This window comes from Mycobacterium sp. NS-7484 (assembly GCF_001953975.1).
Classification (GTDB): domain Bacteria; phylum Actinomycetota; class Actinomycetes; order Mycobacteriales; family Mycobacteriaceae; genus Mycobacterium.
The window spans coordinates 35,652-48,643 of the sequence record NZ_MBEJ01000078.1 but is presented as its reverse complement, the minus strand read 5'-3'; the positions used below and the strand labels follow the sequence as shown (position 1 = coordinate 48,643).

11 protein-coding genes and 1 pseudogene are annotated in these 12,992 nt (G+C 66.2%); 7 read left to right on the top strand and 5 right to left on the bottom strand.

Going from position 1 to position 12,992, the window contains the following annotated elements:
• Positions 1-11: 11 nt before the first annotated feature.
• From A5733_RS27930 to A5733_RS13970, 5 genes and pseudogenes are all read left to right on the top strand, one after another.
• Positions 12-218 (top strand): annotated as a pseudogene (locus A5733_RS27930) (hypothetical protein); the annotation flags it as partial.
• A gap of 927 nt (positions 219-1,145) precedes the next feature.
• Positions 1,146-1,532 carry a hypothetical protein gene (locus A5733_RS27925; protein ID WP_233152691.1) on the top strand — a complete coding sequence of 129 codons (387 nt, stop codon included), beginning with the start codon at positions 1,146-1,148 and terminating at the stop codon, positions 1,530-1,532.
• 516 nt (positions 1,533-2,048) lie between these two features.
• Positions 2,049-2,255 (top strand): hypothetical protein, encoded by a 207-nt coding sequence (locus A5733_RS27110; protein WP_142253991.1) that lies wholly within the window; start codon positions 2,049-2,051, stop codon positions 2,253-2,255.
• Positions 2,256-2,507: 252 nt separating this feature from the next.
• Complete coding sequence (locus A5733_RS26810) at positions 2,508-3,629, top strand: EspA/EspE family type VII secretion system effector (RefSeq protein WP_083666183.1); 1,122 nt, start codon at positions 2,508-2,510, stop codon at positions 3,627-3,629.
• Positions 3,630-3,695: 66 nt separating this feature from the next.
• Complete coding sequence (locus tag A5733_RS13970) at positions 3,696-4,274, top strand: hypothetical protein (protein ID WP_083666181.1); 579 nt, start codon at positions 3,696-3,698, stop codon at positions 4,272-4,274.
• Between the two features lie 259 nt (positions 4,275-4,533).
• Here the strand turns inward: A5733_RS13970 and A5733_RS13965 are convergent, their stop codons facing one another.
• From A5733_RS13965 to A5733_RS13950, 4 genes are all read right to left on the bottom strand, one after another.
• Positions 4,534-4,872 (bottom strand): YbaB/EbfC family nucleoid-associated protein, encoded by a 339-nt coding sequence (locus tag A5733_RS13965; protein ID WP_076240549.1) that lies wholly within the window; start codon positions 4,870-4,872, stop codon positions 4,534-4,536.
• Between the two features lie 49 nt (positions 4,873-4,921).
• Positions 4,922-6,316, bottom strand: coding sequence for a type VII secretion protein EccE (eccE, locus tag A5733_RS13960; RefSeq protein WP_067770132.1), 1,395 nt, complete (start codon positions 6,314-6,316; stop codon positions 4,922-4,924).
• Positions 6,313-7,662, bottom strand: coding sequence for a type VII secretion-associated serine protease mycosin (gene mycP / locus A5733_RS13955; protein ID WP_076240548.1), 1,350 nt, complete (start codon positions 7,660-7,662; stop codon positions 6,313-6,315). The genes eccE and mycP overlap by 4 nt, the downstream gene beginning before the upstream one ends.
• 176 nt (positions 7,663-7,838) lie before the next feature.
• Positions 7,839-8,096 carry an HPr family phosphocarrier protein gene (locus A5733_RS13950; protein ID WP_076240547.1) on the bottom strand — a complete coding sequence of 86 codons (258 nt, stop codon included), beginning with the start codon at positions 8,094-8,096 and terminating at the stop codon, positions 7,839-7,841.
• Positions 8,097-8,162: 66 nt separating this feature from the next.
• Here A5733_RS13950 and A5733_RS13945 point away from each other — a divergent pair, with 66 nt between their 5' ends.
• Both A5733_RS13945 and A5733_RS13940 read left to right on the top strand, forming a co-directional pair.
• The gene (locus A5733_RS13945; RefSeq protein ID WP_076240546.1) at positions 8,163-9,842 is read left to right on the top strand and encodes a putative PEP-binding protein; all 1,680 of its coding nucleotides are present in this window, start codon (positions 8,163-8,165) and stop codon (positions 9,840-9,842) included.
• Between the two features lie 28 nt (positions 9,843-9,870).
• The gene (locus A5733_RS13940) at positions 9,871-10,839 is read left to right on the top strand and encodes a pirin family protein (RefSeq protein WP_076240545.1); all 969 of its coding nucleotides are present in this window, start codon (positions 9,871-9,873) and stop codon (positions 10,837-10,839) included.
• Here A5733_RS13940 and A5733_RS13935 read toward each other — a convergent pair whose 3' ends face one another.
• Complete coding sequence (locus A5733_RS13935) at positions 10,840-12,984, bottom strand: FUSC family protein (protein WP_076240544.1); 2,145 nt, start codon at positions 12,982-12,984, stop codon at positions 10,840-10,842. It abuts the gene before it with no gap.
• Positions 12,985-12,992 lie beyond the last annotated feature (8 nt).

Sequence of the window (12,992 nt, the reverse complement as noted above, 5' to 3'; positions counted from 1 at the left end):
CATCCGACGGAATGAAGCAAGCGGCCGCGAAAGTTGAAGAGTTTCCGGCGTCAGCGTCAACTGGAGTATCCGCGCCGGGGGCACCCAATGATCTGGCCATCACCCAAGCTGCGATAAATCAACTTCAAGCGTCGTCGGACACATTGAAAGGGATGCTCGACGCCGGGGATATCGAGTCGAAACGGATGGGGTCGGCCCTCCGTGCCGCGGCCGATACCTTCGACAAGGTTGTCAGCCAGTCGAAGGAAGCATTCGACAAGCAGATGCACAGCGACCGCGACCGTGCTCGGCCATCGCACGAGGTCGAGACCGTGGTTCCAAGCGCAGTAGATATGCTCGCCGCTCCGGCTATTGTGGATATACCGTACCCCCCCGCAGGGGAATGGGATTTCTTCAACGATTGGCGAACGGTGGCGAAAGCCATCCATTCGGGGGATACGGCCGCGTCGGAGCTAAAGCGTTTTCGGGATGACTGGGAGAGCTATAAGACATGGCTTCCGACGCATGCAAAAGATTTCGTTGCGCCGGACGGGAAGGGTACTGCAGCCGAGGCATATACGCAGGCTATGCGTCTCCTGGGTAGCTGGTGGGGCGACATGGCCGACGAGTGTGGGAGATTGGTCCAGCAGGTGGACAAGTTAATCGCCGCGCACGAGAAACTGGTCGCGGATCACCCCACGATGGACGATGTGGCGACATACGACAGCGTCCCTACATTGGCAGTAATGACGCCGATTGGAGCCGTTGGAAAAGGGGGTCTGTACGCGTATTTTCAGGCGCGTTCGGAGCAGGCGATGATTGAGTACGCGAATGGCGCCGGTCTCCAGGAGATAAGGCCGGGTAAGCCGCCGTCAATTCGCGGGTTGCCATCGACAAGCCCTGGCGGTAATCCACCCGGCGTCACCCCACCGCTGGGTGGCGGCCCCCCGCCCGGCGGTAGCCCTCCGCCGGGAGGAGGCGCTGTGCCCGAGATGCCGCCGATGCCTGAGATGCCCTCGATGTCACCCGCCAGCGCTGAACCGTCGGCGGGTGAGGGTTCGGGAGGTTCACCGAGTGGCGGCGCACCCTCCGGCGGTGGCGCGCCATCGGGCGGCGCGCCGTCTGGTGGCGCTCCGTCGGGTGGCCTTCCGAAGGGAACCGAAGGCATGCCCGAGATGCCGGGTGGTCTAGAGGAACCCAGCCTCAAGCCGGCCAGTGCCGGTGGTGGCGGCGGAGGTATGGGTGGCGGCGGTGGCGGTATGCCCGCTGGGCCACTCGGCCCCGCCGTCGGCGCAGAAACTGTCGCGGCATCTCCGGCTAGCGCCCGCGGCGTCGGCGCCGGACCCGCTGGCGCCCCGGGCGGTGCCGGTATGGGTGGTATGGGCGGCGGCATGGGTGGTATGGGCGGCGGCCACGGTCAAGGCCAGGGCAAGGAAAAGCGTCGCAATCCGAACCTTTCGGAGGACGAGGATCTCTATAAGGAGGACCGCGCCTACACCGAGGCGGTCATCGGCCGTCGTGCGCGCCCAGAGGCAAAGGACACCAAGAAGTAGCAGGGACGCGCCCGCCGCGATGGCTCGCGTTCAACGGTCAACCATATCGGCTGGTTGGGGTTCAGGGGTTGTCCCCCGAACCCCGCCCGGAAGACCTCGCAGGACTCCCGGCGCCGGGTCCAGAGGTCAAGTCCGGAGACGTGGTGTACGTCGACGCGTGATTCTTCGTGGCGGACAGTCCCGCAGCATCTACAAGTCTGGACTCATTGGGGGTAGTTCAGTCCCGTGAGGCGGGAGCTGAGGTCCACCACCGCGTGCGGTGACGTAGGCCATGGCTTGCTGAACTGTAGTCAATGTGGTCCGGTACCCGGAGATTTGATTGACCAACTCGTCATTGGCGGAGAGCGCGGTCGGGCTAGTGCGCCGCTTTTCGAGAATCGTAATGATCTGCCAGCACCGTGACGCCTCGCGGGCGAGGTCAGCGTACGGTACCTGCCACAACTGGACGTGCTGCCAGCGAGACCTGAACTCGGCCGATTCTTGGAGTAGGCGCTGCTCGTGTTCATCCTGTGGTCCATGGCCACCGAGCTTGTCGAGAATCCATGGCCCGACGATCACCAGGAAGAACAAGAACGCAAAAATGCTGAAGAGTATGCCCGCATAAATGCCGAGGAGAAGCAGCCATTCGCCTGGCGTGGTCGGAGGGTGTCTCAATCCATCCTCGCTACGGTCAATTTGCAGTCGATGGGGTGCGGCAATCGCACGGTGTCGGGGACTGCTTAGGGCGGGCATACCAGTGGACTGGGTTTTGTTTGACGTTAGCTTACTGTTGCCCAGCCTGGCCGGCGAGGAACGACAACGACGCCGTGGTCAGTCGCATCATGGCTCGGAAAGAGGGGGTCGCGACGGCCACCTGATTCGGCGCGAGGCCGGGTGAGGTGTCGTCAGGAGTGGGCAGAAATGGTGCATCGACGCGGGTGGGAGCGCTGTTAGGCTTGCCGGGTTGGGGGATAAGTTTGGGGATGCGAGGTTACTTTGGCTATCAAAGAGGCGATCGAAGTTGTCTTCGCGGGCAAAGGTTGGTTCGACCACATCCAAGGAGCCACGGATGAGAAGGCCAATGTCGTAGACCAGGTGCTGGCGGGCGCCGGGCTTGGCGCGGACGCCCTCGGTACGGCTCAGATGGTGCCGACTATGGCGGCGAAGCTCTACCCCAAGGTGGCACCGGTGGTGGAGGGGGCGTTCCCCAAGGCCGCGTCCTTCGCGTCGAAAGCTATCCCCAAGGTAGCCGCTCTCGAGACCCCAATAATCGGATCCACGTTGCTTGCAATTAATGCTCTTTCCCTGACCTTGGGCATTGGTGATCCCGAAACTGGCCACCGCTTCGAACAGGGGGCAAGCAAGTTCGAAGGCGTACGCGGCACGCTGGAATCCGCAACACCGACTGGCCAGTGGGTGGGGGACGGATCTGAGGCCTATCGTCGGCAGAACGAACGGCAACAAGTCCGAGCCGAGCACATGCGTTCAACCGATGGCAAACTAAAAAGCGTTATCGCCAGCCAGGCCGATCAGGTCCTCATGGCAAGGCGAGTTCTCGACGGTGCGGCCACGGCGCTTACCGCGTGTATCCCGGCCGCGATCTCGCTTGGTTTGACTCCGGTTCCCCCAGTGGGCGTGCCTGCTCAGCTTTCCTTCGAAACCACCGTGTCGAACATCGCCCTGGTTACCTGCGGGGCAGCCCTGCAAATGTTGAATGCCGCAGTTCTTAAGAACGCCATGGACATAACGATGGTAAGTGAGGACTACGCCAAAGACCCGCACGCGGCGGCATCAGGGGCTAAGTCGGGTTATCTGCGCGTCGCCACCGGGCACGTCCGAGAACTGTCTTCTGCGCAGGGGCAAGCGAGAGGTCAGATTCAAGCCGCCTCAACCATAACCAACGGTGTCAGTGCGTCGATGTTCGCAAACCATGGTATTGCCTGTTCGGCGGCTAACACAGCAGTCGCTATGGCGGACAGTCGCCGTGGCAGTGCATGTTCAGAAATGGCGACTGCGTCCGAACGTCTTTCCGACAAGCTGGGCATTGCCGCAGACCGTTACGACGGTGTTGATGCAGCGATGAGCGGTCGACTCGGTAAACAGATGCACCCCCGGTGATGCTGACGATTTATGCGCCGCGCTTCGGCTGCAAATGCAATTCACAAAAGGACATGACTGCAAACGATGACTGGCATTTACGACGAGTCCGATAGCGGCCACGACTTGGACGCGCTGGATTTCGGCGAGTCCCAAGTCGTTGACGTTCCGTCTGATCTCGATGTCTTAGCTGAGGTATACACGCCGGAGGAGACGGGCTATGACCGCGCTGGGTGCGACGACACCCAGTTGGACGCGATACCGGACAGTGTGCCCGTTCCGGAGCAGGATGACTGGGATGCGCTCAGCGGTCCCGAGGAGGCCGACGAGGAAGTTGTTCCGGTCATCCAAGCGATGAATACGCCGGGCACCGTGGCGTGCGCCGTCTTCCTTAGCGGGACGATCTCTCATGTCAGCTTGGATTCAAGCGTATCTTCGCTCGACGAAGCGCAACTCGCTGAGGAAATCCGAGTTGTCGCTGACGTTGCCACCAAGAAGGCGTCAGCACTCCTCCATATCAATGTGGTGGAAACGTTCGTTGAACAAGGGTGGAACTTGCGAGAAGCTCGCGAATTTGTCGAGAAAAACGCACCGTTCACCACTCCTCAGCAGGCTTACGAAGCCGAACTCGCACTCAGTGCGCGGCATTCCGAACACCGGGAGTGAACCGACCGTAAGTCGAGGAAAAGCGCCGCAACGCGCTCGCGGAGGACGAGGACCTCTACGTCGAGGACCGCGACTACACCGAAGCGTTCATCGGTCGCCGCGCGCGCACGAATGCCAAGGACGGCAAGTAGTCAAGCGTCCGTGGACGAGGGCGAGTTTCGTTGGGCACTAGCCTAGTCAATTTCCGCCGAATGCGAGCCACACAAATCAGCCCGCCTCGCCAGGGCGAGACGGGCTGAACTAGTGGGGCACAGAGACTTCAGCCCGGCTGTTGGCCTTCCGCAGTCAATTCCGCAACCATCGCATCCAGCCGTTCACGGTCGGCTTCGATCGAGGTCGTCGCGGCGGCCGTGGCCTTTTGAATGGCCTCGTTGAGACGTTGTTCGACGGTCTGGGCGCCCAACCGCAACAAGCCATCTTTGATGTACACGTCGATCAGATGGTGGTGACCGTTGAGCGTCACCTCGACGCTCTGGGCTTCGTCTGTCGCGGTGAACGTTTCGGTGTTCATCTTGTGCAGTTGGTCGTCCATCAGGGACTGCAGCTGTTGCGCCTGGCGCAGGACCGCGGCGACCTGCGGGTGCATCTCGTCTGCCATGACTATTCCTCCCGACCTTTCTGGGTCCCCTCGCCCAGGAAGCTTGATGTCATTGCTCCAGCGCCATCTGGTAACGGCTCTCTTCACGCGGATTGATCAACGTGATGGGCAGCTGACGGTGCCGCGGTGTGTCAATGAAGTTGGGCCGCATGATCACTCGACCCACGCCTTGATGTGGTCCGAGATAGGTCGTGGCATTGGGCCAGGCGACGCGGGGCACGCGTCCGACACGGCCGTTGATCATGGTGGCGAATTCGCGCATCTGCGGCCCGAGGGTCACCACTGCGCCGGAGGCCGCCGAGCGGATGACGAACTGGGTGAACAGCCGGGCATCGCCGAGGTTGATGCTGACGTCGACGTTGTCGAACGGCATGTACACCGGGTAGCGGTCGGACGTTTCACCGACGAGCACGCCGGCCGAGCCGATCGGCAGGTCGTAATGCTTGTCGGTCACTGGGCTAATGCCTTGCAGCGCCGCGCGCTGACCTCCGTACAGGCACGAAAACCCGCGTGGCGTGGTCGGATTAGACAAGGTGGTGAGCAGCACGGTGCTGGTCGGGGCCATTCCGGGGCACAGTCGCACGCGGGTGGTGGTGTGATCGGCGCGTGCCGACCACCATGCATCCGGGCCGCCGGGCGCGATGTAGGCCGCGGTGAACGTGCTGCGGCCCTTGATCACCGACCAGGTTTCCTTTTCGAAGCTGATCTCGGTGGCCTTGTCGTAGTCGTCGAAGCTGCGTGCGCAGCGTGCGTCGATTCCGTTGCTGGCCAATTGATCTGCGATCCGGGTGGTCGAGGCCACGAGATACCGGGCCAGCCCGGACACTCCGCTGTCGCGGCGATGAGCCGAGCGTTGCGTCTTCTCCGGGTTGGCGCGCAACACGATCCAGGTGCGCCGGTTCGACGGTGCCGGATACGGACCGACCACCTGCTCGTAGAGGGCCACCAGGCTGGCCGGCGCCGTCTTGCCCACGCGATAACCGGCCGAGACCACGTCGGCCTCGAGATCGGGACAGTGTGCCTCGATCAGGTTCTCGACGAGCTTGGTGCTGACGGTGTCATCGGACACGGCACTGCCGTTGACGATCACCGTCGGGGTGAAAGGCCTTGGCACCAACTCGATCACGGCCACCAGATAGTCGCCCTGCCACCGCACGGCGACGTGATCACCAGGCATCACCGTGGCGCCGACCGCCGGCTCCGACGCCACGTCGGGCGTGCTGCGGTGCCTGCGTCGCCACGAGAAGACCGCCTTGACCCAGCCGGTGAGCCGCCGTCCGCGGATGGTCAGCACCGAGAAGATCGCGATCAGCACGGACAGCGTGATGCCGAGCCACAGCAGCTTGAAGTGCAGGCACAGCGCAATGCACGCCGGGATCAGCGTGGCCGCCCAGATGGCGTGACCCGTGGTGAAGCGGAAACCGAACTGCCGCAGGAAGTTCATTGGCGGCGCCGCAACGCGCGTCGGGTCATGGCTGCGATCCCGAGGATCAGCACCAGCGCGGCCCCGGCGACCACCACACCGGTGATCGGGCCACGGTCTGGCGGCGGAATGTACACGGGCGGGGGAACTTCCTTGACCCGGAACGGAGCCTTCTTCGGCCCGTCGGGGACCTCCCACGTCAGGGCGGCCACCGGATCGACCACACCGGCACCGACGTAGTTGTCGACGCCGCCGCCGGGGTGGCGGGCGGTGGCGGTGATCCGGTTGATCACCTGGGCCGGGGTCAGATCCGGGAAGCGCTGCTTGACCAGCGCGGCCAGACCGGAGACGAACGCCGCAGAGAACGACGTGCCGTTGAGCGGCACCGGGCCGTCCTCACCGGGGGTGGCGTTGATCGGCTGGCCCTCGTAACCCAGAGCGACGAGGTTCTCGCCGGGGGCGGCTGCGCCCACCCAGGGGCCCGACATCGAGAAGTTGCTCGGCTGACCGTTCTGGCCGATGCTGCCGACGGTGAGCACCAGCGGGTCGTACCAGGCCGGGCTGACGATGGTTTGCACACCCTTCCAGCCACGCGCATCGGCCGGGACCGCTGGATCCGGCGGCGGGTTCTGGGTGCAGTCCTGACCGGTGTTGCCGGCGGCCACGATGATCACCGCGCCCTTGACGTTGACGGCGTAATTGATCGCCGCGCCGAGGCTGGACTCGTCGATCCGGCGGGTGACCTTGTAGCAGGCGGCCTCACTGATGTTGATCACCTGCGCGCCGAGGTTGGCCGCGTGAACCACCGAGCGCGCGAGGCTGCGAATCGAACCTGCCGTCTGGGTGGTGTTCGGGTCATTGGGGTCCTGGCGGGAACCCTTGGGCTGGAAGGCCACCGACGTCTGGCGCAGCGAGATCAGTCGCGCATCCGGGGCGACACCGACGAATCCGTCGGTGGGTGCGGGACGTCCGGCGATGATCGACGCGGTGAGCGTCCCGTGGGCGTCACAGTCGGACATTCCGTTGCCGCCGGCGTCGACGAAGTCGCCGCCCGGCTCGGCAGGGACGCGGGGAGAACCGTTGACCCCGGTGTCGATCACGGCGACAGTTACCCCGGCGCCGGTTGCGAACTTCTGCGCCTCGGCCAGCTTCAGGTAGTCGGCCGCCCACGGCTTGTCGGCGAAGTTCGAGTTCGGCATGACCGTGGGGGCGGCGCAGATCTTGCGCTGTTCCATCGGCTGGTCGGGGCCAGTCTCATCAGGCGGAACGGCCCCGGCATCGATCGCCGGCGGGTCGATCGCCCACGCGGGCGGTGCACTGAAAAACGCCAGCAGAACTGCCAGCAGCATCACGGCTAAGCGCTGCACGCCTCACACTCCCCCAATGACATCGGACATGTCTGCAGTGTGCTGGTGCACTTTCAGCAAACAACGCCCGGTCCGCTCTAAAATGAATCGTCTCACGTCAAGCCGACCCGCGATTTGCACGCAGGCAATCATAAGGGTGTCTAACACAGGTCGACGACGCTTTCTCGCCCGTAGCACTAGGCATCGAGGTCGTGGCTCACCAGTTCTGCGACGGTCGCCAGCACACCGGCGTTGTCGCAAGCAACGGTCACCCGCGCACCGCAACCCGCCCCCAACGTCATGATCATCAGGGCCGAGCCGGCGTCGACGGGTTCCCCGCCGTCCAGGGACAAAGTCACCGGCACACCGGCATTGACCACCGCCTCAGCGATGAGCGCAGCCGGGCGAGCGTGGAGCCCGATGGCCGATCCGACGGTGACGGTCTTGCTGGGCATACCCCTCCTCGACGTAACTGCCCCGGCCGCTGCGGGCACAGCAAACGCATTTGTAACCTGTGTCACATGCCTTCGACAACTCCGGCCGTTCCGCCGACGGTTCTGCGGGGCGTGCCGGTGGTCGCCGGGGTGCGGTATGCGCCGGTGATCCGGCCGAGACGGGTTCCAACCCATGAGGAACAGACAAATGTGGCGGAGGAGGCCCGGCCGGCCGAGGCCGCCCGCTTCGCCGTGGCCGCAGGCATCGTGGCTGCCCGGCTTCGGGATCGGGCGACGCAGGCCGCAGACCTGGCGGCGCAAATATTGACCGCGCAGGCCACGTTGGCCCAGGACCGGGCCTGGCTCGCCGCCGTCGACAAGCGGATCACCGCCGGGGCGCCCGCCGTCCGCGCGGCCACCGACGCCACCGCGGAGTTCACCGAGATGTTCACCAAACTCGGCGGGGTGATGGCCGAACGGGTCGCCGATCTGAACGACATCCGCGACCGCGTCGTCGCCGAACTGTGCGGCGAATCGGAACCCGTTGTGCTCCGGCCAGATACACCGTCCATCGTGCTCGCCGAGGATCTGGCCCCGGCCGACGCCGCCACGCTCGACCCGGCCCTGGTCCTCGGTGTGGCCACCACTGGGGGTGGGCCGACGGGCCACACCGCGATCATCGCCCGCGAGCTCGGCATCCCGTGTGTGGTGGCGGTTGACGGGCTCGACGTGGTGCCCGAGAGCGCGATGGTGCTGCTCGACGGCGCTGCCGGCACCGTCACGGTGAACCCCGACCCGGCGCAGGTGCGGACGAGCGCCGCCGACGCCAGAACCTGGAAGGGGCCCGCCACCACGGCAGACGGGCACCGGGTCCCGTTGTTGGCCAACGTGCAAGGGCCGACGAGCGCAACAACACACGCCGAAGGCGTCGGCCTGTTCCGCACCGAGCTGTGCTTCCTCAACCGGGACACCGAGCCGACCGTCGACGAGCAGGCGAAGATCTACGGCGAGGTGCTCGAGGCCTTCGCCGGACGCACCGTCGTCATCCGCACCCTCGACGCAGGCTCGGACAAGCCGCTCACATTCGCACATCACAAAGACGAACCCAACCCGGCCCTGGGCGTGCGTGGCATCCGAACAGTCCACGGCAATCCCGGCCTGCTGGACCGTCAGCTAAAAGCGATCGCCGCCGCGGCCGAGGCCGCCAAAACCCGGCCGGGGGTGATGGCACCCATGATCGCCACCGCAGCCGAGGCCAAACACTTTGCCGCCCAGGCTCGCTCATATGGACTCAGCCCAGGTGTGATGATCGAGGTGCCCGCCGCCGCACTGCAGGCCGACAAGATCCTCGAGCACGTCGACTTCCTGTCGATCGGCACCAACGATCTGGCGCAGTACACGATGGCCGCCGATCGGATGTCGGCAGAGCTGGCTGCCCTCACCGACCCGTGGCAGCCCGCGGTCCTGTCCTTGGTGGCGCTGGCCGCGAACGCCGGAGCCGCGGTGGCCAAGCCGGTCGGGGTGTGTGGTGAGGCGGCGGCCGATCCGCTGCTGGCCGCGGTGCTCGTGGGTCTGGGGGTGACGTCGTTGTCGATGGCGCCGGCCGCGATCCCCGCGGTGGGGGCCGAACTTGCGCAACTGACGCACCGGCAATGTCGGGCCGCGGCCCAAGCCGCGATGGCCACCGGTAGCGCCGGCGAGGCCCGCGACGCGGCCCGACGGGCACTGGAACGGGGAATAATCGGACCGCGGTCCGGTTATAGCTGACATCACCCCACATATCAGGAGGTAGGAGATGCCAGCCATCACCGCAGACACCTTGACCTTGCCCCGAATCGCCGCCGCTCAAGCCCCGGACACCGAACGTCCGGTCCGCTCGATCACCACCGGCCCGCGCGGATTCGAGGGCGAGGGCTTCCCCGTCGTCCGGGCCTTCGGTGCCGTCAGCGCGGCCGACCTGGACCCCTTCGTCCACATGGATCAGATGGGCGAGGTCGAATATCAGCCGGGCGAACCGCGGGGGACGGATTGGCATCCGCACCGCGGGTTCGAAACGGTCACGTACATGATCGACGGGCGCTTCGCCCATCAGGACTCACATGGCGGCGGCGGGCTGATCACCGACGGCGCCACGCAGTGGATGACCGCCGGATCGGGCATCCTGCACATCGAGACCCCGCCGGCCGAGCTCGTCGAGAGCGGTGGCACGTTCCACGGCGTCCAACTGTGGGTGAACCTGCCGAAGAAGGACAAGTTCGCCAGCCCGCGCTACCAGGCGATCGAGGGCACCGACGCCAAACTGCTGACGTCCCAGGACGGCGGCGCCCTGGTGCGCATCATCGCGGGCCAGATCGACGGCGCGAAGGGTCCGGGCAGCACGCACACCCCGATCACCTTGGCGCACGCCACGATTGAACCGGGTGCCCAACTCAACCTGCCGTGGGACCGCGAGTTCAACGCCCTGGTGTACGTGCTGAGCGGGCGCGGCAGCGTCGGCCCGGGGGGTCATCCGATTCATCAGGGACAGTTGGCCGTCCTGGGCCCCGGCGACCGGATCACGGTGTCGGCGCAGCCCACCCAGGATTCGCACCGGCCCGCGATGGAGGTTCTGCTCCTGGGCGGCAAGCCGATTCGCGAACCGGTGTTCCATTACGGCCCGTTCGTGATGAACTCGAAGTCCGAGTTGATCCAGGCGCTGGAGGACTATCAAGCGGGCAAGTTCGGCCACATCCCACCGAACGCGCTCATGCCCCACCGGGTCTGATCAACCCACCGACTCGGCAGGCTGCGGGTAGAGAAGTTCCAGCTCGCCGAGATGCGCCGCCGCCGTCACCAGCGGCAGGGCCGCCGAGACCGCCAGATCGGTTCCGGCGGCTTCGGCGCGCAGTGACACCACGAAGCTTTCCCCGATCGGCACCAGCACCGACGTGGTGTCGGCGCGGGTGAGCCGGGCGCAGATCGCCGCGGCATGCTCCTCGATCACCGCGCGGGTGTCCGGATAGACGCCCAGCGGCGGCGGCACCACATCGGCGATCAGCTCGGCCGCGGCGCGCACCCGATTGGCCCGGTTGGCCGCCCGCACCACTGGTGCACGCTGGTCACTGGGCCCACCGTTCTCCGAAAGGTATTGGCGCACAGCATCATCAAGGGTGCGCGAGGCCGCGAGATTGCGGTGGCTCAAGGCGATGACGCGGTTGGTGGCTTCCTCGGAGGCGCCGCGGGTGACGCGGACCACCGCCGCCTGAAGGAACTGTGCGCCCATGTCGCGGGCCCGGTCGACGGCCTTGGACACCGACGCCGTGGCGCCGCGCGGCCACAACATCACCGACGCCACGATGCCTACGAGCGCGCCGAGGATGACGTCTTCGATCCGGACCAGGCCCACGCGCCAGCCGGTCGGGGCGATCAGGTTGAAGTTGATCAGCACCATCATCGTGAAGGCCGCCTGCCCGGCGATGAACGATGCCACCTTGGGGACGTAGGCCGATCCGAATGCCACGAGCGGCAACAGAATCCACATCACCACCGGTTCCACGCCGAGCAATTCGATGACCACCGCGCCGAGGATGAACCCGATGGCCGTCCCGGCCACCGCGCGCAGCACGCGCGTCCCGGTGTCCAGTGCGCTGCTGCGCAGCACCGACATCACGCCGAGCACCACCCAGAATCCGTGCTGCACCGGAAAGACGTGGGTGACGGCCACCGCGAGGGCCAACCCCAGCCCGGTGCGCAGACTGTTACGCAGCACCACCGCGCGGGTGGCCACCAGCCCGCGGGTGATCGCGGCGACGGCGACGGTCTCGGGCATCACCCAGTCCGCGGCGCCGGTCGCGGGCAGGCGCCGACCCAACACCCGGGCCCACACCGGGCGGGCATCGGCCAGCGCGGCATTGCCGATCACCCGCCCGGTGACCGCGATCGTGGCCGAGATGGTGCGGCGCACCAACAGATCCCGACCGACTTCTACCGCGGCTGCGTCGTCGGCGGTGCCGAGAATTTGGGCGATGTCTTCGCGATAGTTGCCCTGGGCCACGCTGCGCTGCTCGGCCAGCGCGGCGCGCAGATCGACGCTGCGAGCGGCCCGTTCGGCGCGGTCGGTGATGCGCAGCAGCGCGGCGCTGTCGCGCAGGACCCGCACCGCTGGGTCGCGCATCGCGCCGAGCAGTTCCCCGGTGTCGTCGGTCACCTGGTCGCAGATCCACCCCAGGTCGTCGACGACGCGGACCAGGGCGCGGCTGCCCGCGGTGAGGGCGACGGGTCGATAGTCGGCGCCGAGGAAGCTTTCGTAGAGCGCGTTCATCGCCCGGGTGACGTCACGGCCGGAGGCCTGGCCTTCGAGCCGGTCGGCCAACAACCGGCACACCTGCGCGGCGTGGCGGCGCAGCTCGTCGTGGTGGCGGGGCGCGAACAGGAACAACGCGGCGGGCACGCAGACCGCCAGGGCGATCAGCCAGCCCAGCAACCGCTCCGGGATGGGACCCACCGGTGTGCACAGCGGCAGCACGAACAACAGCAAGGTGGCCCGTTGGCCGGCGGCGACGATCTCGCTGAGGACCCCGGAAAACGACACCACCACGCCGACGACGAACATCGCGGCCACGCTCAACCAGGGATGCGGGGCCAGCACGGTGCCGAGCACGATCAACACCGCGCCGTTGAACGCCAGACCGCCGTAGGCCAGGGCACGGGCCGGCCGGTTGCCCGGGAAATCCGCGGTGATCAGTACCGAGACCGCGCCGAAGATGGCGAACAGCGGCGTCTGGGAATCCCCGCCGACGACGAAGCCGATCGCGGCGGCGACGGGCAGCACGATGGCCGCGCGCAGCGCGCGGCGCAGCGCGTCGTAGTCGGGATCTTTCTCACGTAGGCGGTCAGCTGCCCGGCGCCAGATTTCGGCCGGGGTCAGCATGACCGCCG